The 22,782-nt window shown below is 30.4% G+C and carries 21 protein-coding genes; 8 read left to right on the top strand and 13 right to left on the bottom strand.

The window, feature by feature from the left end; translation table 11 throughout:
- On the bottom strand, positions 1–339 hold the full coding sequence (locus tag CSUB8523_RS09140) for a hypothetical protein (protein ID WP_039664678.1): 339 nt from the start codon (positions 337–339) through the stop codon (positions 1–3).
- Between the two features lie 125 nt (positions 340–464).
- Between CSUB8523_RS09140 and typA the strand changes: the two genes are divergently transcribed.
- Together typA and CSUB8523_RS09130 are read left to right on the top strand one after the other, a co-directional pair.
- The gene (gene typA / locus CSUB8523_RS09135; RefSeq protein WP_043020284.1) at positions 465–2,273 is read left to right on the top strand and encodes a translational GTPase TypA; all 1,809 of its coding nucleotides are present in this window, start codon (positions 465–467) and stop codon (positions 2,271–2,273) included.
- On the top strand, positions 2,273–2,905 hold the full coding sequence (locus CSUB8523_RS09130) for a hypothetical protein (RefSeq protein WP_043020283.1): 633 nt from the start codon (positions 2,273–2,275) through the stop codon (positions 2,903–2,905). Before typA ends, CSUB8523_RS09130 begins: the two co-directional genes overlap by 1 nt.
- 11 nt (positions 2,906–2,916) lie before the next feature.
- On the opposite strand, the gene CSUB8523_RS09125 is transcribed toward CSUB8523_RS09130, so the two are convergent.
- The 10 genes from CSUB8523_RS09125 to CSUB8523_RS09080 all read right to left on the bottom strand — a co-directional run bounded on the left by CSUB8523_RS09125 (position 2,917) and on the right by CSUB8523_RS09080 (position 10,070).
- Positions 2,917–3,657 (bottom strand): carbonic anhydrase alpha, encoded by a 741-nt coding sequence (locus CSUB8523_RS09125; RefSeq protein WP_039664675.1) that lies wholly within the window; start codon positions 3,655–3,657, stop codon positions 2,917–2,919.
- A gap of 110 nt (positions 3,658–3,767) precedes the next feature.
- Positions 3,768–4,397, bottom strand: a complete 630-nt coding sequence (locus CSUB8523_RS09120) for a protein-L-isoaspartate(D-aspartate) O-methyltransferase (protein ID WP_039664874.1) — start codon at positions 4,395–4,397, stop codon at positions 3,768–3,770.
- An 88-nt stretch (positions 4,398–4,485) separates the two neighbouring features.
- Positions 4,486–6,003, bottom strand: coding sequence for a disulfide bond formation protein DsbI (gene dsbI / locus CSUB8523_RS09115; RefSeq protein ID WP_043020282.1), 1,518 nt, complete (start codon positions 6,001–6,003; stop codon positions 4,486–4,488).
- Between the two features lie 10 nt (positions 6,004–6,013).
- Positions 6,014–6,181 carry a disulfide bond formation protein Dba gene (dba, locus tag CSUB8523_RS09110; protein ID WP_039664673.1) on the bottom strand — a complete coding sequence of 56 codons (168 nt, stop codon included), beginning with the start codon at positions 6,179–6,181 and terminating at the stop codon, positions 6,014–6,016.
- A 124-nt stretch (positions 6,182–6,305) separates the two neighbouring features.
- Complete coding sequence (locus tag CSUB8523_RS09105) at positions 6,306–7,328, bottom strand: aerobic ribonucleoside-diphosphate reductase Ia, B2 protein subunit NrdB (RefSeq protein ID WP_039664672.1); 1,023 nt, start codon at positions 7,326–7,328, stop codon at positions 6,306–6,308.
- Positions 7,325–7,741 carry an RDD family protein gene (locus CSUB8523_RS09100; protein WP_039664671.1) on the bottom strand — a complete coding sequence of 139 codons (417 nt, stop codon included), beginning with the start codon at positions 7,739–7,741 and terminating at the stop codon, positions 7,325–7,327. The genes CSUB8523_RS09105 and CSUB8523_RS09100 overlap by 4 nt, the downstream gene beginning before the upstream one ends.
- Entirely contained in the window at positions 7,741–8,349 is a 609-nt protein-coding gene (gene pyrE, locus CSUB8523_RS09095; RefSeq protein WP_039664670.1) for an orotate phosphoribosyltransferase, read from the bottom strand. Before pyrE ends, CSUB8523_RS09100 begins: the two co-directional genes overlap by 1 nt.
- Positions 8,350–8,351: 2 nt before the next feature.
- Complete coding sequence (gene frr / locus CSUB8523_RS09090) at positions 8,352–8,909, bottom strand: ribosome recycling factor (protein WP_039664669.1); 558 nt, start codon at positions 8,907–8,909, stop codon at positions 8,352–8,354.
- A 12-nt stretch (positions 8,910–8,921) separates the two neighbouring features.
- Positions 8,922–9,266, bottom strand: a complete 345-nt coding sequence (gene secG / locus CSUB8523_RS09085; protein ID WP_039664668.1) for a preprotein translocase subunit SecG — start codon at positions 9,264–9,266, stop codon at positions 8,922–8,924.
- 102 nt (positions 9,267–9,368) lie between these two features.
- Positions 9,369–10,070 (bottom strand): Bax inhibitor-1/YccA family protein, encoded by a 702-nt coding sequence (locus tag CSUB8523_RS09080; RefSeq protein ID WP_039664667.1) that lies wholly within the window; start codon positions 10,068–10,070, stop codon positions 9,369–9,371.
- Positions 10,071–10,229: 159 nt separating this feature from the next.
- Between CSUB8523_RS09080 and CSUB8523_RS09075 the strand changes: the two genes are divergently transcribed.
- On the top strand, positions 10,230–10,868 hold the full coding sequence (locus CSUB8523_RS09075; RefSeq protein WP_039664666.1) for a carbonic anhydrase beta: 639 nt from the start codon (positions 10,230–10,232) through the stop codon (positions 10,866–10,868).
- On the top strand, positions 10,865–12,733 hold the full coding sequence (locus CSUB8523_RS09070; RefSeq protein ID WP_043020281.1) for a mechanosensitive ion channel family protein: 1,869 nt from the start codon (positions 10,865–10,867) through the stop codon (positions 12,731–12,733). Before CSUB8523_RS09075 ends, CSUB8523_RS09070 begins: the two co-directional genes overlap by 4 nt.
- Here CSUB8523_RS09070 and CSUB8523_RS09065 read toward each other — a convergent pair.
- Positions 12,730–13,044 carry a hypothetical protein gene (locus CSUB8523_RS09065; protein ID WP_043020280.1) on the bottom strand — a complete coding sequence of 105 codons (315 nt, stop codon included), beginning with the start codon at positions 13,042–13,044 and terminating at the stop codon, positions 12,730–12,732. The two genes, CSUB8523_RS09070 and CSUB8523_RS09065, sit on opposite strands and share 4 nt — an antisense overlap.
- A 31-nt stretch (positions 13,045–13,075) precedes the next feature.
- Entirely contained in the window at positions 13,076–13,438 is a 363-nt protein-coding gene (locus tag CSUB8523_RS09060) for a hypothetical protein (RefSeq protein WP_043020279.1), read from the bottom strand.
- A 102-nt stretch (positions 13,439–13,540) separates the two neighbouring features.
- Between CSUB8523_RS09060 and CSUB8523_RS09055 the strand changes: the two genes are divergently transcribed.
- The 4 genes from CSUB8523_RS09055 to CSUB8523_RS09040 all read left to right on the top strand — a co-directional run bounded on the left by CSUB8523_RS09055 (position 13,541) and on the right by CSUB8523_RS09040 (position 22,775).
- Positions 13,541–18,823 (top strand): alpha-2-macroglobulin domain-containing protein, encoded by a 5,283-nt coding sequence (locus tag CSUB8523_RS09055; RefSeq protein ID WP_043020278.1) that lies wholly within the window; start codon positions 13,541–13,543, stop codon positions 18,821–18,823.
- A complete protein-coding gene (pbpC, locus tag CSUB8523_RS09050; protein WP_043020277.1) occupies positions 18,820–21,024 on the top strand; it encodes a penicillin-binding protein 1C in 2,205 nt (734 codons plus the stop codon). The genes CSUB8523_RS09055 and pbpC overlap by 4 nt, the downstream gene beginning before the upstream one ends.
- Positions 21,025–21,617: 593 nt before the next feature.
- On the top strand, positions 21,618–21,869 hold the full coding sequence (locus CSUB8523_RS09045; RefSeq protein ID WP_043020276.1) for a hypothetical protein: 252 nt from the start codon (positions 21,618–21,620) through the stop codon (positions 21,867–21,869).
- A gap of 465 nt (positions 21,870–22,334) precedes the next feature.
- Positions 22,335–22,775, top strand: a complete 441-nt coding sequence (locus CSUB8523_RS09040; protein WP_082019378.1) for a methyl-accepting chemotaxis protein — start codon at positions 22,335–22,337, stop codon at positions 22,773–22,775.
- Positions 22,776–22,782: the final 7 nt, after the last annotated feature.

Here is a 22,782-nt window from a genome sequence, read left to right as displayed (position 1 = left end):
TTAACCTACTAAAAAATTATTTTTTGCTAAGTTTGGAAATAAATTTTGTAATTGTGTTGCACAATCAAGTTTTAAATTTTCATGAGAAAGATTAAAATTTTTAAAGATTACTAATAATTCTTCTATATTTTTAGCATTTAAGATAGCATTTTCATTATGAGTATCATCTAAAATTTCACTCATTTTTCCTGAAAGTTTTGCATAGTTTAGTTCTTTTTCTTCATTTGAATTTACTACTTCTAGATAGTTTAAAAGTTCCATAAAATACTTGCTATTTAAAACTGAAGTTCCTTGTTTTTCTAAGTTAGCATTAAAAATTTGAGTGTTTAAGTTTGACATATTTTTCTCCTTAAAAATAATTGTTATCCAGACAAAAGCAACAAGCGTTCCAAATTTTTAATCTTAATTTTTAAGCAATTTTTTTATATAATATTAGATTTTAATTTAAGACTTTGGAGAAAAACTTGGATAATATTAGAAATATAGCTGTTATAGCTCACGTTGATCATGGTAAAACAACAATGGTAGATGAGCTTTTAAAACAATCAGGAACTTTTAGTGAGCGCGAGCAAATAGCAGAGCGTGTAATGGATAGCAATGATATAGAAAAAGAAAGAGGCATTACTATACTTTCTAAAAATACTGCTATCAATTACAAAGGTACCAAGATAAACATCATAGATACTCCAGGGCATGCTGATTTTGGTGGAGAAGTTGAGCGTGTTTTAAAAATGGTTGATGGAGTTTTGCTTTTAGTTGATGCACAAGAAGGGGTTATGCCGCAAACTAAATTTGTGGTAAAAAAAGCTTTGTCTTTAGGACTTAAACCTATCGTTGTTATCAATAAAATCGACAAACCAGCCGCGGATGCTGAAAAAGTAATTAATGAAATTTTTGATCTTTTTGTAGCCCTAGAAGCAAATGATGAACAACTTGATTTTGCAGTAGTTTATGCAGCTGCTAAAAATGGTTATGCAAAACTTGCACTTGAAGATGAAAGTGTAAATATGGAGCCATTGTTTAAGACTATACTTGAGCGCGTGCCTGCTCCAAGTGGTAGCGATGAAAATCCTTTACAACTTCAAGTTTTTACTCTAGGTTATGATAATTTCGTTGGTAAGATAGGGATTGCAAGAATTTTTAACGGTAAAGTAAAGAAAAATCAAAATGTTATGCTAGCTAAGGCAGATGGTTCTAAAATCAATGGAAGAATTTCAAAACTTATTGGTTTTATGGGACTAGAAAAAATGGATATTGATGAAGCAGGAACAGGCGATATCGTTGCGATTGCAGGTTTTGAAGCTTTAGATGTAGGAGATAGCGTGGTGGATCCAAACAACCCTATGCCACTTGATCCTTTACACATAGAAGAACCAACTTTAAGTATAGTATTTTCAGTAAACGATGGTCCTTTAGCGGGTACTGAAGGTAAACACGTAACTTCAAATAAAATCGCAGAGCGTTTAGATGCAGAAATGAAAACAAATATCGCTATGAAATATGAAAGTACAGGCGAGGGTAAATTTAAAGTAAGCGGAAGAGGTGAACTTCAAATAACCATTTTAGCGGAAAATATGCGTAGAGAGGGCTTTGAATTTTGTATGGGAAGACCAGAAGTTATCGTTAAAGTGGAAGATGGGGTAAAAACTGAACCATTTGAACACTTAGTGATTGATGTGCCTGATGATTTTACTGGAGTGGTGATTGAAAAACTAGGTAAAAGAAAAGCTGAAATGAAAACCATGACTCCAACAGGAGATGGTCAAACTAGACTTGAGTTTGAAATTCCTGCGCGCGGGCTTATAGGATTTAGATCGCAATTTTTAACAGATACTAAAGGCGAAGGTGTGATGAACCATAGCTTTTTAGAGTTTCGTCCATTTAGTGGAGCAGTTGAAAAAAGAAATAATGGTGCGTTAATCTCTATGGAAAATGGTGTTGCTTTGGGGTATTCTTTGTTTAACTTACAAGATAGAGGGGTGTTGTTTATCGATCCTCAAACAAAAGTATATACGGGTATGATTATAGGTGAGCACTCTCGTCCAAATGACTTAGATGTTAATCCTATTAAAGGTAAAAATTTAACTAATGTTAGAGCAAGCGGTAGTGATGATGCGATTAAACTTGTGCCACCAAGAAAATTAAGCCTTGAAAGAGCGTTAGAATGGATAGAAGAAGATGAGCTTGTAGAGGTTACTCCGCAAAATATTAGAGTTAGAAAAAGATATCTTGATCCTACTCAAAGAAAAAGAATGGAAAAGGCTAAGTCTTAATGGATTTTGAAGTCATAAGACAAGCTTTAAATAAAAGATACAAAGCTTTGCAAATTTTAGCATTTGCTGAAGCTTTGGTTGTATTTTTTCTTACTTTTCAATTTAGTAAAGATGTGATCATGGCTTTGTTTTTTGCTGTTTTAGTAGGAGTTTTGTTTTTTAGAATTTTAGGAAGAAAGCTCATATGGGGACGCAATGAACTTGTGTTTAAAATGTGCGAGGAATTTTTAAAACAAAATAATGCCAAATTTAATAAACAAGGTTTTGATCAAAAAGATTTTGAAAAAATTGCTTTTGATTTTTCTTTAAAAACCTATCATTCGCAAAATTCTTTTGTTTTTGATGATTTTAGTTTTTATGATGTAAAATTTAAAGATGAATTTGGGAATTTCTTTTGTGGAATTTTGCTTTATAGTAAGAAATTAAAAGAAGGTATCCAATCAAGTGAAAATATCTTTGATAAGGTAAAAGAAAAAGAATTCTCTACGCAAAGAGTACTAAAAAAAGGCGATTATTTGCTTATAGCTAGTTTGAGAAATCCTTTTTTTGCGGATTTAAAAATTTCTAGCGAATTAAATTTTAAGCTTTTTAGAGCTAATTTGGAAAAAATTCAAGCTTTTATAAATGATTAAGCAGACCTTGCTTAATCATTTTGTTCTAAATTATTAATTTCTTGTGTTTTTAAATTCTCATTTTTTCCCATTAAATTTTGTATAGTTTGGATTTGCTCTTTAGAGGTATAGCTTACATCTTTTAAAACTATCCAAGTGATTTTTTGATTACAAGGCTTGTTGAGTTTGTTTTTAAAGATATAAAAAGATTGAAAGTTATTTGGTAATAACTCATTAGCACTTAAGCCTTGAACATAAAGCTTATCGCCTTCTTTTTTGGGAAAAGCACGGATGATTTTTTTAATAAAAGGATTTTCCGTACCTTCTTGTAAAAACAGCACAACCACTGCTATATCACCTTTTTGACTTACATGGCTAAAATGAATTTCTAAAGGATAAGATTTTTTATCAATAGAAATCTTTGATGGAGCGTGAAAGTGAAAATGGGATAAATTATAAGCTGTATTATTTAGCACGATATGGCTTCCATTGCTTGCAAAATGCATTTTTATAGTATAACCATCATTTATTAAGCCAAAAGAATCATTTGAATAGTTAAATTCTAAAGAATTATTTTTGTTTGCAGCTTTTTTACTGTTTATATTGATAAAATCTTGATTTAACCCACTTTCGCAATAAATCCAGTTTTTATCTAAATTTTTCCATTTTTCTTTATCTATAAAATTTCCATGTGAGATATTTTGTGGCATTTGCTCATAGGCAAAAAGCATACTAGTAATAAATGAACCAAAAAGTATTTTTTTAAAACTCATAATATTTCCTTTTTTTATATAATTATAAAAAACATCCCCTATAAAAAGCTTATATTTAATAATAATTATAATTATATTAAAATTAAATATTTATCCTAAAATTAGTAGGATTATTCTTTACCGTCTTTAATGGGTACAAAAAGACATTCATCTAAAACTTCTTTGCTAATCTCATTATCTTTTTTGGTAAATTTAGTGATAAATTGTTGATTTCCTATGAGTAAAGGAGCTACTAAAATTCCATTGTTTTCAAGTTGATTAAATAATACATTTGGAATATGCTCTATATAAGCTGAGAGTAAAATTCTATCATAAGGTGCATAATTTTTCCAACCATTTTGACCATCATCAAATTTAACATGAATATTAGAATAATTAAGTTTTTTAAATTTTTCTATAGCGCTAATTGCAAGTTTTTCAATGCGCTCTATGGTAAAAACTCTTCTAATAAGCCTGCTCAAAATCGCAGCTTGATACCCGCTACCACAGCCTATTTCTAAAACACTATCCGCATCTTTAAAATCAAGTGCCATGGTCATTTTGGCTACGGTTAAAGGTGAGCTTATCCATTGATTGCCCATTAAAGGAAGTGCATCAAGTCTATAGGCATGCATTTTTAAAGGTGAGAAAATTTCTCTAGGAGTTGAACAAAAAGCTTCGAATAATTCTTCATTGATAAAGGTGTTTTTACGAATTTCTTCTGCCATGGTTTGGCATTGTTTTTGTTCAAATATATGAATCAATAAGCACTCCTTGATAAAAAGTGTTATTTTATCTTAAGTTTTATTTATCTAGCTTTAAATTCTTAAGGCGTAAAACGCCTTAAGATTAATCAAGTGTATAAAGGATGTTTGCTCCATCTTGATAAGATAAGATATGCATTTTGTTATCTTTGAAGAATAAACTTCTTGCATTAGTAATGCTTTCTGGATACGCAATAGCTTCTACGATCGCTTCTTTAGCTAAGTCAATTACTGCAATTACATTGTGTTTTTTGCTTAGAGCATAAATTTTGCCATCTTTGCAAGCCATTGAAGTGATGTAAAGATCACCTAAAGTTTTACCTTCTTTTAAATCAGCTTTAGGAGTAAATTCTGCCGAAAGAACTCTATCTGCTAAAGAAATTTTTGAAATAACAAAAGTTTTTGCATCTTTGTTGTTAGGAACTGTAGCAGTGTACATGTATTTACCATCTGTTGTTGTACTTAAGATGTGGTTGAATTTAGCTCTTACTGTGTCAATTCTACCGCGCCCTAGGTCTTTTCCTGTACCTTCAAATTTATCCGCACCCTTCATAAAATGAGCATACTGTACCGTATGATCTGCATTAGGATTTTGTGCAAATCTTAAGAAAGTTTTGTTTGAACCCATTAAGATGTATTTGTTATCTAAGTAAGGAATGATACTTACGATAGGATTAATTGTTGCTGAGTAGTAAGGATCTAAAAGAAAATCAGTTTTAATACTGAAGTTATCATCTAAGAAAAATACTTCCCATTTTGAACTTGCAACATATTCTCCATGAATGTAATCAAGTGTATTGATTGCTTTTGGAAAATCGATTTTTGTTTCGCTTGTGATTTTTAAAGTATCATCGATATTTACAAATGGAGCATTGCTTGTGTTGTTGTCAAATTTGATGCCAAGTTTTTCACTTGCAGGTGCAAAAGCAAAGTCAGGATCTTTTACATCACGCGGTCCAAGTACAGAGAAGCTTTTCCAACTTTTGCTCCAGCCAGAGTCAGACCAAATGATATATTTTGGATTTAAGCTAAAACGAACAGGATCACCTTGCCCGCTGTATGGAACAGGACCAGTGCTTACAAAGGCTTGGAATATATTTGAAGCTACAATAAATGCAACAATAACCATAGCAGCTAGATTAAATTTGGTTAATTTTCTATAGCTAGCACCTTCCATTTCTTTTTCAAAAGAAGCAAATTTTGGTGCAAATGCAAAAATAACACCTAGTAGTAAAACTACAGCCCAAAATACTACTTCAGCCCAAAAATAAGTATGTAAACCAAAAATAGGTAAACCAAAACCTTGATCAAGATCACGATGTGCGTGCCAGCTTATGTGATTGAATGATTGCCATAAACCAAATGCTGTTGCGATTAAAAGAAAAGCTAAAAATTTACCTTTTATACCATAGCGAACGATAAATAAAGCCGCTACACCGATAAAAATCATAGATTCTCTTTGTCCCCAGCATGATGTACAAGGACTATCCCCTAGCATATATCCAAAAATTAGATTTGCAGTTCCAACAGGCATTAAAATCACTAAAAAGCCTGCCATACACATTAAAAAATAAAAGAATTTAGTTTTGTTAATATCACACATGTTTGCCACCTTATAGATTCATTAGGCCTAAAATTGCGCCTGATTTACGACCTAAATAGTCAAATACCATAATAGCCCATGAAATTATAAGTATTGAAAAAGCAAGTTTTTCTTTTTTAGGTTTAACTATCATGAGAACTATGGCGATGAAGATTAACAAAAGTTCTAAAAACTCCATAATTACTCCTTATAAATAAAATAAAAACTGCTGATTTTATGATATTAAAATAAATAAAAATAAAATATTAAATTGAAAAAAGATTTGATTTAAAAAAATGTAAGAAAACGGGTAGTTTTGTGACTTAAAAGTCATCAAAACTCAAGCTTCCTTTGGAGTAGTTTGTAACCTTACTTTCAAAGAAATTGCTTTTTTGATCGTTAAATTTAGAAAAATCATCAACCCATTTAATCGGGTGCTTAGCATTGTAAATTTTATCTAAATTAATAGCAGTAAGCCTTTGATCAACAAGATAATGAATATACTCTTCTATGATATCATCTGTAAAACCCATAATTTGATTTTGAGTAATATATTTTCCCCATTTGATTTCAAGCTCGCCTGCTTTCTCAAACATATCATAGATTTTACTTAGATTGGTATCGTTAAATAAATCAGATCTTTCTTTACGAACAGAATTAATCATGTTTTGGAATAATAACAAATGCGTAATCTCATCTCTTTGTATAAAACGTATCATTTGTGCTGAACCTAGCATTTTTCCTGCACGTGCAAGGGCATAAATAGCAGTGAAGCCACTATAAAAATACACCCCTTCTAAAATTTGATTTGCCACCATGGCGAGTAAGAGCTTATTATCATCTACTTCACCAGCTAATTCTTCATAGATACTCGAAATAAAATCATTCTTTTCTCTTAAAGTCTCATCGTGCTTTTCCATCTCATAGATTAAGTCTGTGTTTTCGCAAATAGCCTCTACCATAACAGCATAAGACTTAGAGTGATTTGCCTCTTCATAAGCTTGTCTTGCTAAAACTGCGTTAATTTCAGGTGCTGTGATATATGGGTTGATATTATCAGCAAGATTATTTGTTTGAAAACTATCCATTGAGATGAGTTGAGACCAAACTAAATCATACATTCTTTTTTCAGCACTTGTGAGATTACAGCGATAATCTAATGCATCTTTGGTTGTATCCACTTCTTTGGGAAACCAGGTATTTGCTTCCATTAAATCCCAAAGTTTTAAAGCCCAAGTGTATTTTGCTTTGGTGAAATTTAAAATCCCATGAGGATTACCGTTAAAAACTTTTCTATCATTTAAAGTTTCGTTTGATTTTGGATTATAAATTCTTTTTCTATTCATTTTTCTACCTTTGTAACAACCGCACTTTGACTTAAAATATCATGCAAAGCTAAGCTATCTTTTCTTAAAAAACTTACCAAAAAGCCAATCAAAAAACCAAAGCTTATAACAAAAAAAATATAACGCAAGAGTATTCTAAAAAAATTAAGCTTGTGGCCATTTTTAAGATCCACTAAGTATAAATCATAAGCTTTAAGACCGGGGCTTTGAGCTTTTTTGGTTAAAAATAAAGCTTGTAAGATACCAAAAATCAAAGAGCATAAAAAAATTATAAATTGATTATTTAAAAAGGCTTCTTTAGAGCCAAGAGTAAAATAAAATAAGTACAAAATAGGCACATAAAGCAAAAATAGATCAATCAAAAAGGCTTTAAATCTTAAAAAGCGAGTGGCTATTTTTGCTTTAGTTTTCATTAGTTTCCACGACTACCAGGTTTGATAGCTTGAGTGCCTTTTTCACAAAGTGGACAAGCGTTTGCTTCATAAATATCAAATTCGAAATTTCCTAATGCAAATAATGGTAAATTTTCAGGTAATTTTGCATTTTCTTTTCTTGGGTTATTTAAATTTTTTACTGCACAAAAACCACGGTTTGCTAAAGCTGCAAAACCTACTACCTCTCCACCTAAACTTTCAATAATTTTTGCACTTTCAAGTGCAGATCCACCTGTTGTGATGATGTCTTCACAAACAATGAATTTTTCACCTTTTTTTACTTCAAAACCGCGTCTAAGACTCATCACTCCCTCTATGCGTTCGGTGAAGATAAAGCGCTTGTTGCAAGCCCTAGCAAGCTCATACCCTGCTAAAATTCCGCCCAAAGCAGGAGAACAAATGCTATCGAATTCAATGTTAAAACTAGCAATTATTTTTGCAAGCTCATCGCAAAGTTCACCTGCAAGTTTTGGATTTTCTAAAACTTTAGCACTTTGAAGGTAAAACTCAGAGTGCTTGCCTGAGCTAAGCAAAAAATGTCCTTGTAAATACGCCCCGCAATCTTTATAAATTTGTTCTAAGTTCATTATCAAACCTTTAAAAGTTCTGCTTCTTTATTTTTAACTAATTCATCTACTTTTGCTGTGTAGCTATCAGTTTGCTTTTGAACTTCATCATAAGCTTTTTTTGCTTCATCTTCTGAAATTGCTTTATCTTTTTCTAGTTTTTTAACTGTATCATTTGCATCTTTTCTAATATTTCTAATCGCTACTTTAGCTTTTTCTCCCATAGCTTTAGCATTTTTAGCATTTTCTTCTCTTTGTTCTCTTGTCATAGGAGGGAAGAATAATTTCACACTTTCACCATCATTGTTTGGATTTACTCCGATGTTTGCCGCAGCTATTGTGCTTTCTATGGCTTTAAGCATAGATTTTTCCCAAGGAGTAATACTAATGGTTGAAGCATCGGTTGCTAAAACGGTTGCTACTTGATTAAGTGGGGTTGCACTGCCATAGTAATCTACGTGGATATGATCAAGTATATTGATATTTACCTTACCGGTTCTTATAGTGGTAAAATCTTTTTTTAAGGCCTCTAAGCTTTTATCTGATTGTTGTTTTTGCTTGGTATAAATTTCATTTAGCATGGTTTATCCTTTTTATTTGCTAGTATTACTTTCGCTAATTGGGGCACTTGGCGCAACTGGAATGTTAGTTGTGTTTGTTTCAGGTGCTTTTGGTAAAATTTGTTCTGCTTTTTCAGCAAGTGAGTTAGAATTAGCATTATTATACATATAGCTAAGAGCAATTGTATTAGCAATAAGTAAAACACCCATTACAAAAGTAAATTTGGCTAAAAATCCCGCAGGACCTTTTGCTCCAAACAAACTTTCATTGCTTCCGCTATATGCCCCAAGTCCTATACTTGAACTTTTTTGTAATAAAACAGCGATGCAAATGATTACAACTATTGTAAATTGTAAAATAATTAAAAGAGTAGTCATGAATTTTCCTTATTGAAAATAAAATGAGTATTTTAACTTAAAAAGTTTGATAAAAACTTGAAAGAGGTAAAGAAATTTTGCGAGAAAAAATCTCGCAAAATTTTATCTACTATTAAAGCTTCTTAAAATATTAAGAAGAGAAATAAAAAGGTTGATAAAATCTAGATAAAGTGCAACAGCACCTTCGATTGGTGTTTCGTAGTTTCCTCTAATGATGTTTTGAGTGTCATAAAGAATGTAAAAAGAAAATAAAATCGCACCTATACCAGAAATCGCTAAACTTAAAAGTGAGCTTTGGAAAAAGATGTTAATTAAAGAAGCCACCACAATAACGATTAGAGCTACAAAAAGCATTTTTCCCATCATAGTGAAGTCTTTTTTTGTATTCATAGCAAATACACTTAAAGCACCAAAAGCTACCGTAGTTAAAGCAAAAGCTTGCGCGATAATACTAGCTCCAGCAGGTAAGGCTAAAACTGAATATAAAAGCGGTGTTAAAGTAAGACCTGAAACAAAAGTAAAAGCAAAAAGTAAAACTAAGTTAAGCGGAGCTTCTCTTTTTTTCCATTGCAGCGCAAATAACAATCCAATTTCTATAATGAATAAAATCCAAAAAGTTGCTTGAGATTGTGCAAACAAATGTGCTAGAGCAAAAATTCCTATATAAGCACCGGCTGTTGCAGCCAAGAGTGAAGCAGCAAAAAGCTGATAAGTTTGTTTTATAAAAATGCTTAAATCACTTCTAGCATAACCTTCAAATTCTTGAGTTTTAGAGTTAGAATAATCTCTATCATAAAGGCCCATTAAAATCCTCCAATAATTTTTAAAACTAAAATTTACAAAAAAAAGATAAACGAAAGATTAAAAGCGCATAAAAATAAAATAAAAAATAAATTTGTGGATTTATTTTAAGTAAAAATAATTTAGTATAATGTTTTATTAAAATCAAAAAAGGACTTTTTCTTGAAAGACTTGATCGAAGGTGCTTTGAAATTCATGCAAGAGGATTTTAAAGAGCATGCGGAGCTTTTTGAAAGTTTAAAAAACAAGCAAAATCCTCATACACTTTTTATAGGTTGTGCAGATTCTAGGGTTATACCCAATTTAATCACCAATACAGGTCCAGGGGAACTTTTTGTTGTAAGAAATATAGGCAATATCGTTCCACCATATAGAGTAGGGAATGATTTTTTGGCAACTACTTCTGCTATTGAATATGCTTTTAATTCATTACATATTAAAAATATTATCGTGTGTGGGCATAGCAATTGTGGGGGTTGTGCAGCTTTATACGCAAGTGAGAGTGATTTAAAAACAATGCCTAATGTAGAAAAATGGCTTACTTTGCTTGAGCCTATAAAACATAAGGTTTTAAAAATAGCAGGCGAAGATATAGCTATGCGTGCTTGGATGACTGAAAAAATGAATTTGATCAATTCTTTACAGAATTTGTTAACTTATCCAGGCGTTGAAGAAGCTTTAAATAAAAAAGAAATTGAACTTCACGCTTGGTATTACATCATAGAAACAGGCGAAATTTACGAATACGATTTTAATTTTGAAAATTTCGTTTTAATTCAAGAGAGGGTAAAAAAATCATGAAAAAATTTTTTTTTATTGTTTTATTTTTTTTATTTATTAATTCATATGCACAAGAAAAAAATACTTTAGAAAATAAAAATAGTATTTTTGCTCTAGTGCAAAATTACATAGAGCTTAACTTACTTTTGGAAAGTTTTAGAAATAGCGATACAAACAGCAGTGAATTTCAAGATAATATAAAAGAAATAGAAAAACAAAAGGCTACAATTTTAACTACTTTGCCTTTAAAAATAGTATCTCAAGAAATTGATGATAAAGAAGCAAAAGATTTTTTGCAAACTAAAAATGCTTTGCAAAAAAGCGTAGAAAATGCTCAAATTAAAAAAAGATACTATGATTATGTGGATAACAAAATCAAACTTTTAAATTTAACCTCTGCTGAACATTTTTACTTGTGTATTTTTGAATTAGAGAAAGTTTTTATCGAAGGAGCGCAAAGTCATGTTATAAGAAGTATTATTGATAAAAGCATTGATGCGCTTAAAGAAGATATGGTGTTTAGTTTTACTTTAGATAAAGAAAAAATTAATGATGTTAATCAGCTTAGAACTTTAGAAGTCAATGAAAACAATTTAAGAAATACTATTAAATCTTATAATGAAATTTTAGTTTATCTAAGAAACAATGCTAGTTTGCTTGAAACTAATTTTTTATTTATAGGTTTGGGTTTGCAAAATGCGATTAATTATATTAATGAGCAAACTTCTATTAGTAGCATAAATGTTGGGAAAATAGTTATTTCTATTGTTGTAATTGTCTTTTTTTATTCTTTGAAATTTTATCTAGCAAAGATTTTGTATTTTATACTCATACGTTTGTTTGGAAAAAATTCAGCTAATATGGAGATAAAAACTCATTTTCTAGAAAAACTCCAAGGACCGGTGGGTTGGTTTTTGTTTGCTTATGCTATTGGAATTTGTTTTACTATTCTTTATTATCCTGCGCCTGTTGATATAAGAGTTAGCAACATTTTATCTATTGCTTATGTTATCTTAACAGCTTGGCTTGTAATAAATATCTTTGATAGCTATGGTATGGTGATAGTGGCAAAACTTGCTGAAAAAAGTGGCAAGCGTGAAGTAGTCAATTTAATCATTAAAATTTTATATTTTATCATTATAGTGATAGCTGTTTTATTTGTTTTATCGCATTTGGGTTTTAATATTTCTGCTTTGATTGCTTCTTTGGGTATAGGTGGTTTGGCTGTGGCGTTGGCAGCTAAGGACATCATAGCAAATTTCTTTGCTTCTGTGCTTTTGCTTTTTGATAATAGTTTTAATCAAGGCGATTGGGTGGAAATTTCAGGTATAGAAGGAACTATCGTTGAGATTGGACTTAGAAAAACTACTATTAGAACTTTTGATAATTCATTGGTGTTTTTACCGAATTCAACTATCATGGGAACAAATATCAAAAATTGGAGCAAAAGAAAAATTGGACGTCATGTGAAGTTGTTTATTGGTGTAACCTATGATGCAACACCTGAGCAACTTGAGCAATGTGTAGAAGACATAAGGTATTTACTAGCAACAAGTCCTTTGATAGCTCAAGTTGATGATAGTGCACTAAATCATGGCGGAACACGTGCTAGATATAGACAAAATTTAGTTTCAGTAAATGATCTAGAAGGGTATAAAAATAACACCTACGTTGCAGTAAGTGGATTTAGTGCAAGTTCTATTGATATAGAAGTGTATTTTTACACTAAAGCAGTAGATGCAGGTGGTTTTAGAGAGGCAAGACAAAGTATTTTACTTGAGTTGATGAAAATTGTAGAAAGAAACAAACTAAGTTTTGCATTCCCTTCGCAAAGTCTTTATATTGAAAAAATTTCCAAAGAACAAAAAGAAGAGCTTTTGGCTTAATAAGCTCTTCTTTGCTCATCGCATTCAACTATGATTTTTTCAGCAATGATAATGCTTCCATTTTTACCGCCTTTAACCTTAACAAGACTTCCTTTTTTTAGATCTTGTGTATTAGCTTGTTTTTTGTTGCTTCCAAAAATTCCACAACTATAAACTTCAATGTGTGTTTGGGGTAAAATCGTAATGATTAGATTATTATCAAAGCTTGTTTGAATACTTATTGTGTGTACGGTGGTGTTTTTTAAGATGCCTTGAACTTTATAAGCAAATGCAAAAGTATTAATACAAATTAGTATAAGAAAAAAACGCATTAAAATAACTCCTTTTTAGGAGTTATTTTACTTAATAAGCTCTTTTTTTGCATTCAATTTTAATCTCTTTGGCAGTTATGTTTTGCACTTGATTTGGTGTTTGTGGATTTGGCATAGTTTGAGCATATCCATGGAATACTTCAGCCTCTATAAAAGTACCTACTTTTAAATCTCTAAAAGTACCATATTTGTCCATACCAAAAATACCACAATCATCCATATCAATTTCTGTATTTGGTAGAATTTTGATATTCATTTTTTGACCATAAGTTGTGTCGATTAAAATCGTTTTTGCACCATCATTTACATCTACAATTACACCATAAATTCCATCTGCATAAACAGCACCTGAAAGACCTAAAACTGTTAATAAAGTAGCAATTTTCTTTTTCATTTTCTCTCCTTTGTTTTTATGCGAGAATTATATAATTTTTTAAGTGAAGCAAGAGTGAATTTGGATATAATTTGCAAAATTTACTTTACTTCAAGGACGGTTATGAAAAGATTTTTATATGGATTAATGATATTTTTTATAGCAATTTTTACTACTGCATGCTCTAAAAGCGAAGAAAAAAATTCGATGATAAGAGCTTATGGTTTTGATGAAAACTCCCAAAGCATTTTTATAGAATTTAATACCAATATCACAAATCAAGAGCTAGGTGTTATTAAAGAAAGAGAAGTTGTGGTTAATGGCCAAACAATCAAAGCTAAATATACACTTGAACATCCAAAAAGATTGGATATTTTTATCCCGCTAAGAGCAAATCAAAAATACGATGTAATGATAGATCTAAACGATATATTAAAAGGCGAAACAATAAAACTAAACTTTCAAACTCCATATGAAAAACTAGACATTAAAGGGTATTTTCAAAATATATCTAATGATGAAAGCGTATTGATTTTAAATTTGCAAAGCTATTATGTGTTTGATGAGGATATATTGCGTAAAGCACTTCAAATGCACGCAGAAAATCAAAATATAACAATAGATCAAATTGTAATCCAAGATAACATGGCGAGTATATATTCTAAGCCTTTAAAAAGCCAAAACACTAATACAAATATAAAAGTTTTGTTTGATAAGGCAGTTTTGGGCTTGGAAAATAATATCAAATATGAATGTATTTTGCTAGCAAAAAGCGATTTTGTCTTTCAAGGTGCAAATATAGTAAATAAAAACATAGAATTGCTTTTTTCTCAAAATGTTTCGCAAGATCAAAATTTAAAAGACTTGATTTTTGTTTCTCCTGAGGTAGATTTTAAGGCATTAGCTCATGGCAATAAAATTAAACTTATAGGAGCATTTGTTCCAAATAAAGACTATGAAATTCAAATAGCTCAAGGCATTAAAAGCGAAAGTGGTGTTAACACTAAGCAAAACTTTAAAGCCAAAGTAAGTCTTAAAGACTATGAGCCAGCTATAAGTTTTTCAAATCAAGGAGTTTTTTTATCTAGTAAAGCAAGTAAAAAAATTGCCTTTAAAACTTTAAACGTAAAAAAAGTTCATTTGGAAGTTTGGCAAGTTTTTTCAAATAATTTAAGCGAGTATTTAAGGTATAAAAACTTGCAAGGTTTTAAAAATGTAAGCGATTACGATAGTGATATATTTTCAGAGAGTGATTATACCAGCGAAGTAGTGCTTAAGAGAGATTTTGATATTGAATATAGTAAAAACGAATGGCAAGAAAGCGAAATAGTCTTAGATGCTTTAAAAGATTTGAGTGGAGTTTTTATTGTTAAGTTGTATTTTAAAGAAGAAGATGTAGACTATGTTTTTGATGAGGATATGGAAAGTTGGAAAAAGTATAGATTTTTTGATCAAAAAGCAAAAGTGAGTAAAAATTTAATTTTTTCTGACATAGCGCTCATTGCTCAAAGTTTAGATAAAAAACTTATTGTAGATGTTAGAAATTATACCAATCAAAAGCTTTTAAGTGGAGTTAAGGTTGATGTGATTAGTAAAAATAATCAAATTCTAGCTTCTAAAATAAGCAATGAAGACGGTTTAGTTATTTTTGAAAATATAGACAAATCAAAAGCCTTGTTTGTGATCGCATCAAAAGACAAACAAGCTTCTATATTGCGTTTAAGTTCTCCTTTGCTTTATGATGGCTTTGATGTAGATGGATTGGAGTTAAACTCACAGAATAAAGTTTTTATTTACACTGAAAGAGGGGTGTATAGACCAGGCGATGATATACACTTAAACATGGTTGCAAGAAATGACAAAGGCGCGCTTAAGCACCCGATATCTTTAAGTTTTTTTGATCCACAAAATAAAAAAATTCTTGATAAAATCAAACTACTTCCTTTGAGTAATGGAACTTTTTATAAAAAAATCACTCTTAGCCCACAAGCACCAAGTGGAATTTATTTAGCTAGGGTTGAATTTGCTGATTCAATTTTTGATAAAGAAATTCTGGTGCAAAATATCATTCCAAACCGTATAAAAGTGAGTTTGCAAACGGAAAAAGAAACTAAAAACAAAGATCAGTTGGATTTTAATCTAAGCTCTAAATACCTTTTTGGAAGTCCTTCTAGTGCTTTGAATTTCCAAGCATCTTTGTTGATTCGCAAAAAAGAATATCGCAGTTTAAAATACCCTAATTATGTTTTTTCTAACCCTAGTGTACTCATGCAAACTTATAGTGACAATATAGAAGGTGTTTTAGATGAAAAAGGGCAAGAAAAAGGTGTTTTTGTTTTAAAAGAATTTTTGAAAAATGCACCATATAATCTAGAAGCTTCTATTCAAGCAAGGGTTTTTGAAAAAGGTTCTAGATCAGCAGAGGTAAGCTCAAAAACACAAATTATCTTGCATGATGATTTTGTAGGATTAAAACGCTTAGAAAATCGTTATCTAAACTCAAATTCAATAATTAATTTCGAAGCCATTGTGAGTGATTTAAACGAAAAACTAATTTCAAATAGAGAAATCAAATACACTATTTATGCAAATAGCTATTCATGGTGGTGGGATTATGATAATTATGATGATTTTTTAAAATCGTTAAAAAAAGACAAAAATACGCAAGTAGTAGCACAAGGAGTGGTTTTAAGTGAAAACAAACCAGTTAAAATTGAATTTGATCCAAAAGATTATCACGGTGAGATGTTTATAGAGCTTGAGGACATACAAGGAAAGACAAGCACGGGAGAATTTTTTTATGTAAATAGTTTTGGAGCCCCGAGTAATGCAGATATTGTAAGTTCTTTAAAAATAAAAAGTGATAAAAAAGAATACAATCCAAATGATATTGCCGTGGTAGAGTTTGAAAGTGTCAAAGGTGCAAAGGCTATTGTAACTTTAAATGACAATACAAAAGTTCTAAAGCGTTTTATAATAAATACACATGAAGATACTACTAAGGTTGAAATTCCTATCTTAAAAGAATATACACCTAATGTGTATGTTAGTGTTATTTTGCTTCAAGATTACAACCAATATACAAATGATAGAGCTTTAAGACTTTTTGGTGTACTTGCTTTAAAAGTAGCAGATGAGCAAAGTAAAATTAAGTTAGATATAAAAGCACCTAGTAAAGTTTTGCCAAAGCAAGATTTTGAAGTAGAAATTCAAAGCGAAAACAAACAAAAATACACTTATACTATAGCGATTGTTGATGAGGGTTTATTAGATGTTAATGCGTTTAAAACGCCAGATATTTGGGAGTATTTTTATCAAAAAATTCGTTTTAATATGAGCATATATGATACTTATGACAAAATCATTGCTAAAAATACTTCAGATATTGCAAAGGTATTGACTACAGGCGGTGATGTTTTATTAAGCTCAAGGGCGGAAAAAAGCAAAAATGATGAAAAGGTAAGACGCTTTAAGCCGGTTGTTTTGTTTCAAGAGCCAATGCAAAGTGATGAAAATGGCTACGCAAAAGTAAAATTTAATATGCCTTCTTATTCGGGTTCGCTTCGGGTTATGGTAGTGGCAAACAATGATGTGGGTTTTGGAAGTGCTGATAAAAATATACAAGTTATCGCACCTGCTGTAATGCTTGAAACTTTACCAAGATCCTTAAGAATCAATGATGAATTTAAATTTTTGGTACAAGTGTTTAAAGTAGATGATGATGTGCAAAGTGCAACACTTAAACTCAATGCTAAAAATTCTCTCATAAATTTTGATAAAAACGAAATTAAGATTGATTTTAAAGGTGAAAAAACCAAAGATATTTACATCAATGTAAAAGTAAATGCAAATAAGATCGGAGTAGAAGAAATACAACTTAGCTTGAATGCAAAAAATTATACTTATACTCAAAATACTCAAATTGATATTAAGCCTTTAAACACCATCACGTATGAGGGAAATTCTTACAAAATTCCCGCCAATAGCTCTATGAAATTTGAAATCAAAGATGATTATATAAACCCAGTGGCATTTTTAAGTGTGAGCTCTAAGCCTATTTTAAATATAAATCATAGATTAAAGTATTTACAACATTATCCTTATGGTTGTATAGAGCAAAGCACTTCAGCAGTTTTACCACAACTCTTTTTGCAAAAGCTTGATCAAGGAGCAAATGAACAAAAAAATATCAACAATATTAATGCGCTATTGGGAAAATATGCAAATTTTCAAACAGCAAATGGTGGGTTTGCTTATTGGCAAGGGCTTAAAGACTCTGATGCATGGGGAAGTAATTATGCGGGTATGTTTATGATATTAGCTAAAGAAAGAGGCTATTATGTAAGCGATGGAATGTTTAAAGCATGGTTAGATTATGAAAAAAAATACATTCAAAATACAAGCAATAAAAACATTAGAATCAATTCTTTATATTTGCTTGCTTTAGCCAAGGAGCCAAATTTAAGCATTATGAATGCTATTTATGAAGATGAAGCGTATATGAAGAGTTTGGATAATGTAAGTCTTTGGCAACTTGGTGCAGCATATAAATTAGCAGGCTTTGATGAGGTGGCGTTAAATATAGCACAACAATTAAGCACAAAACCTGATAATAAAGATAGCTATGCTGATACTTATGGGTCTTTTTTAAGAGATGAAGCGATTATCGCAAATGCATATAAAATAATTTATGGTAAAAACAACGATGCATTGTTAGATGATATTAAAAAAACTTTAGAAGGTCATGCTTGGCTTAGCACTCAAAGCATAGGCTATGCTTTATATGCTTTGGCCAATAGTTTTGATGATAATGTCTCTAAAACCATTAAAGCAAAATTAACAATCAACCATGAAAATCAAAAGCTTGATTCATCTTTTGCAAAATTTGAATTTAATCAAGGTGGTGCTTTGATAGAGGCTAAAGAAGACACTTATGTGCATTTTGGCATAGAAGGCGTTAAAAAGGGTATTGCTGAACCTTTTAGACAGCGTATAGATATAGAAAGAAGTTTCTATGATGAAAATGGCAATACAATCGATGAAAATACGATTAAAAGCTCTCAAATTTTCTATATGAAATTAAAAATTTCTAATAAAAACTATCCAGGTGCTTCTCATTTTGCATTAACTCAAATTTTACCAAGTGGGTGGGAGGTCGTGCATGATCTTTTGGGCGAAGATACCCCCGATTTTGTAAGAAATTCTTATTATGACTTTATGGATATAAGAGATGATAAAATTATGTATTTCTTTCCTTTACATCATGATGAAACTAGAGAGTTTTTTGTAAAATTAAGTGCTATAACCCCAGGTGTATATACTTTAAGCGGGGCTTATGCTGAGGCAATGTATGATGATGCATATAAGGCTTTAAGTGAGAGTAAAAGAGTTAAAGTGGTGCAGTGAAAGTCAAAATAAGCCTTGCATTATGTGTTTTAAGCCTGTGTTTTTATATAGGTTTGGTTTATTTTAGTTTTGATAGCAAGGATTTATTTAAAGGGACTTATAGTAAGGTTTTGTTGGATAAAAACAAAGAGCTTCTTAGCGTGTTTTTAGATCCTAATGAACAATGGCATCTAGAAAGTGAATTTATACCACAAAAACTAAAAAGCGCGGTGGTTTTATATGAAGATAAAAACTTTTATTCTCATTATGGGGTGGATTTTTTAGCGCTTGTAAGAGCATTTAAAAATAATCTTTTTTCAAGCAAAAGAAGTGGCGCAAGCACCATTTCTATGCAGACTATTAAACTTTTAGAGCAAAATAAACGTACATATTTTAATAAATTTAATGAAGTTATCAAGGCTTTTGCTTTAGAAAGTTTTTATAGTAAAGATGAAATTTTAAGATTTTATTTGAATAATGCTCCTTATGGTGGAAATCTAATTGGTGTCGCAAGTGCTGGTTTATTTTACTTTGAAAAAGATTTAAAAAACCTCACTTGGAGCGAAGCGGCTTTGCTTGCGGTGCTTCCAAATAATCCCGGTTTGATTAATCTTGAAAAAAATAAAGATAAGCTTTTGAAAAAACGCAATGCCTTGCTTGATAGACTTTTTAAAAAGGGGTATTTTTCTCAAGACATCTTAAATCTTGCAAAGGCGGAAAAACTTCCCACTTTTAAACCAAGAAAAAACATAGCAGCTCATTTAGCCCGAAGACTTTTAGTCAACAAGGAAAGAGTTGTTTCGAGTATAGATAAAAACATTCAAATTCGGTTTGAAGATAAAGCGAAAGAATATGCATACAAACTGCAGCAAAAAGGTATAAAAAATTTAGCCATCTTGCTTGCTGATACTAAAAGCAGTAAAATTTTAGCCTATGTGGGTTCGAATGATTTTTGTGACTTTGAAAATTTTGGTCAGATTGATGGAGTCATAGCAAAACGTAGTGTCGGATCTGTTTTAAAACCATTGCTTTTTGCTTTTGCTATAGACGAGGGGTTTATAGTGCCTGATTCTTTATTGCTTGATGTGCCTACATTTTTTTCTAATTTTGCACCGCAAAATGCAAATAAAAAATACCATGGTTTAATTAGCGCAAGAGAATCTTTACAAAAGTCACTTAATATTCCTTTTGTAAATTTGCTTTTAGAGTATGGTTATGAAAAATTCTTTTTTAAACTCAAAGATATTTTAAAATTTAATGATGGTAATTTTAAAAAATACGGACTTTCTTTAATTTTGGGGACAAAAGAATTTAGCTTGGAGGATATGCTTAAACTTTATTTGGGGCTTGGAAATTATGGAAGTTTTAATGAGCTTTTATACGAAGAAAATGCTTATCATAAAGAAAGCAAAAAAATAATCAGTAGCGGTGCAAGTTTTTTAACCTTGCAAGTTTTAAAAGGCTTAGATAGAGCAGGGTTAAAGCAATATGATTCTAACATAGTTGTATCGTGGAAAACTGGTACAAGCTATGGTAGAAAGGATGCATGGGCTATAGGAACATCTCCAAAATACACTTTAGGTGTTTGGGTGGGTAATTTTAGTGGCGAAGCAAATACAAATTTATACGGAGTGAATGTTGCAGGTGAGTTATTTTTCGAGCTTTTATCTTTGCTTGATGATATGAATTTGGAGTTTGATCAACCTGGTGATTTGATTTCGATCAAGATAGAAAATCAAACAGCTTATCGATATAAGCATGGTTTTGGTTATAAAGAAGTACTTTATCCTCAAAGTGCTAATGTGTTAAGAGTTTCTCCGCTATTAAAAGAAGTATTTGTATATGATGGAAAAGAAGTTAATTCCTTGGATAAGGACTTTATTCATGCAAAGAAAAAGGTCGTTTTAAATTTACCTTCAAATGCACAATCATTTTTTGCAAAAGAAAAACAAACCATTCAAAATACAAGTGAAAAATTTAAAATTTTATATCCATTGAATCATTTAAACATCGTTTTGCCTAAAGATTTCAAGCAAAAACAAAAATTGATTGTAAAACTTTTTAACCCAAAAAAAGAAAAATTATTTTGGTATTTAAATCAGGAATTGATTCATGAAGGTGTGGAAGATTTTTTATCTTTAGATTTAAAAAAAGGCAAATATAGTCTTAATATAATCAGTCAGAGAGGAGTTAGTGATTTTGTAATATTTAATATATATTAAATAAAATTACCATAATTTATTTTATAAAAAACTCATTTTCCTCCATCTTATAATTATTTGAGCAAAATATTATTTTTTTAATTTTTAATAATAGTTATTTATAATTGTGAAAATATTTTTAAAGGAGTATTGCAATGTGGAAGCAATTGAAACTTAGTGCCAAGGTTATTGTTATTGTTGTTATTTAACGGGGTTATCTTTACTGATTACACGAAAATCTACGAATATTTTAACTCAACAAATTGAAAAAAACATTGATTATATCTATATTTTGTTATACCAATTTTGCTGAGGCTGCTATTAAATCATTTTTTGCTTCTGCTATTGGAGCTCAAAAATTTTTTTAACTGAAAAAAGAATAGAAAATATTCTTGGTGAGACTATAGATGCAAATCCCACAATTGCTTATGGACATTATTATTTAAAAGATGATTTAGTTTACAATAATATGGGATTGGGTGATAAATATTTTACAAACAATAATGAATTTATAGTTTTGATGAAAGATTTGGATGTTTTAAGATCAGGTGACATTAAAGTAATGAAAGTAAATAGCGATATAACTTCGCTAAGAGATATTAAGCATATTATGAATGGATATAAAATTTAGTTTATCTTTTGTTGATAAAAATGGTAAAATATTGAGTATGATATTTGATATGCAAATACTAGCTAATGATTTTAACAATTCTTTTAGAACTGTGTATGAAGGTGATAGAAGAATATTGTTATCTAATGGAGCTATTATAGCTACACATCCTAATATAGATTTTGTAACTAAAAAATTACAGATATTAATAAAAATGCACAAAATATTGATGAAGCTTCAATTGTTGAAATTTTAACACCTAGATATAATGATGAGCTTGGAAAAATGGTATTAATGATAATGTTCAATATGTTCATACATGCTTAGAAAAAGATGATATAACTGTGCAAAATATCTTAGAAGTATCTTGTGATATAGAAAAATGACATTTTATTCAAAAAATAGAAGCTAATCTGGTAAATCCAAAACTTGTAGAGCTTAAAGAAGTATTGAATAAAATGCTTGAAGATATACAAATGAAAATCAGTAAAGACTTAAATGAAATAGAGGGTTTTTACTAGTTTTCAAAATTTTGATTTTTCAGATAAACTTAAAAATGCAGAAGGTGAAATAGAAAAATCACTCAATGCTGAGGGTAAAGAGATTAGAAAAATACTTCAAATTAAGACTAATGCGTTAAAGAAAGAGTTTTAAAACTTAATATGGTGCACAAAAACAAGCTGATTCTTTACAAGAAAGTGCAGCAGCAGCAGTTGAAGAGATGAGCGCATCTATGAATGCGGTTACAGCAAGAACTGAAGAAGTTATTAAACAAAGTAGTGATATTAAAGATGTAACCGATGTGATTAGAGATATCAACCTACTTGCATTAAATGCTGCTATTGAAGCTGCACGTGCAGGTGAACACGGACGTGGCTTTATTGTTGTTGCTGATGAAGTTAGAAATCTAGTAGAAAGAACTCAAAAGTCTTTGGGTGAGATTGAAGCAAATACTAATATCTTGGTTCAATCTATTAATGAAATGGGTGAAAGTATTAAAGAACAAGCTTTAGGAATTTCACAAATTAATCAATCTGTTTTAGAAATAGATGGTTTAACTAAAGAAAACTCACAAATTGCTCATGCGACTAATTCTGTAGCAAATGAAGTTGATTCTATGTCAGCTGATATTGTAGCAGAGGTTAGAGGAAAGAAATTCTAAAAAACTA

This window comes from Campylobacter subantarcticus LMG 24377 (assembly GCF_000816305.1).
Taxonomy (GTDB): domain Bacteria; phylum Campylobacterota; class Campylobacteria; order Campylobacterales; family Campylobacteraceae; genus Campylobacter_D; species Campylobacter_D subantarcticus.
Note: the sequence above shows the minus strand (reverse complement) of the source record. Positions and strands in the feature narration are given on the sequence as shown.

Bases quoted from the DNA above. Each gene is read 5' to 3' on its own strand.
- CSUB8523_RS09070 (WP_043020281.1), top strand. From the start codon at position 10,865: ATGAAAAAATTTTTTTTTATTGTTTTATTTTTTTTATTTATTAATTCA.
- CSUB8523_RS09100 (WP_039664671.1), bottom strand. From the start codon at position 7,741: ATGAAAACTAAAGCAAAAATAGCCACTCGCTTTTTAAGATTTAAAGCC.
- CSUB8523_RS09080 (WP_039664667.1), bottom strand. From the start codon at position 10,070: ATGGGCCTTTATGATAGAGATTATTCTAACTCTAAAACTCAAGAATTT.
- CSUB8523_RS09105 (WP_039664672.1), bottom strand. From the start codon at position 7,328: ATGAATAGAAAAAGAATTTATAATCCAAAATCAAACGAAACTTTAAAT.
- secG (WP_039664668.1), bottom strand. From the start codon at position 9,266: ATGACTACTCTTTTAATTATTTTACAATTTACAATAGTTGTAATCATT.
- CSUB8523_RS09065 (WP_043020280.1), bottom strand. From the start codon at position 13,044: ATGCGTTTTTTTCTTATACTAATTTGTATTAATACTTTTGCATTTGCT.
- CSUB8523_RS09045 (WP_043020276.1), top strand. From the start codon at position 21,618: ATGGATATAAAATTTAGTTTATCTTTTGTTGATAAAAATGGTAAAATA.
- frr (WP_039664669.1), bottom strand. From the start codon at position 8,909: ATGCTAAATGAAATTTATACCAAGCAAAAACAACAATCAGATAAAAGC.
- pyrE (WP_039664670.1), bottom strand. From the start codon at position 8,349: ATGAACTTAGAACAAATTTATAAAGATTGCGGGGCGTATTTACAAGGA.
- dsbI (WP_043020282.1), bottom strand. From the start codon at position 6,003: ATGTGTGATATTAACAAAACTAAATTCTTTTATTTTTTAATGTGTATG.
- CSUB8523_RS09060 (WP_043020279.1), bottom strand. From the start codon at position 13,438: ATGAAAAAGAAAATTGCTACTTTATTAACAGTTTTAGGTCTTTCAGGT.
- CSUB8523_RS09125 (WP_039664675.1), bottom strand. From the start codon at position 3,657: ATGAGTTTTAAAAAAATACTTTTTGGTTCATTTATTACTAGTATGCTT.
- CSUB8523_RS09055 (WP_043020278.1), top strand. From the start codon at position 13,541: ATGAAAAGATTTTTATATGGATTAATGATATTTTTTATAGCAATTTTT.
- CSUB8523_RS09040 (WP_082019378.1), top strand. From the start codon at position 22,335: ATGAGCGCATCTATGAATGCGGTTACAGCAAGAACTGAAGAAGTTATT.
- CSUB8523_RS09130 (WP_043020283.1), top strand. From the start codon at position 2,273: ATGGATTTTGAAGTCATAAGACAAGCTTTAAATAAAAGATACAAAGCT.
- CSUB8523_RS09140 (WP_039664678.1), bottom strand. From the start codon at position 339: ATGTCAAACTTAAACACTCAAATTTTTAATGCTAACTTAGAAAAACAA.
- dba (WP_039664673.1), bottom strand. From the start codon at position 6,181: ATGGAGTTTTTAGAACTTTTGTTAATCTTCATCGCCATAGTTCTCATG.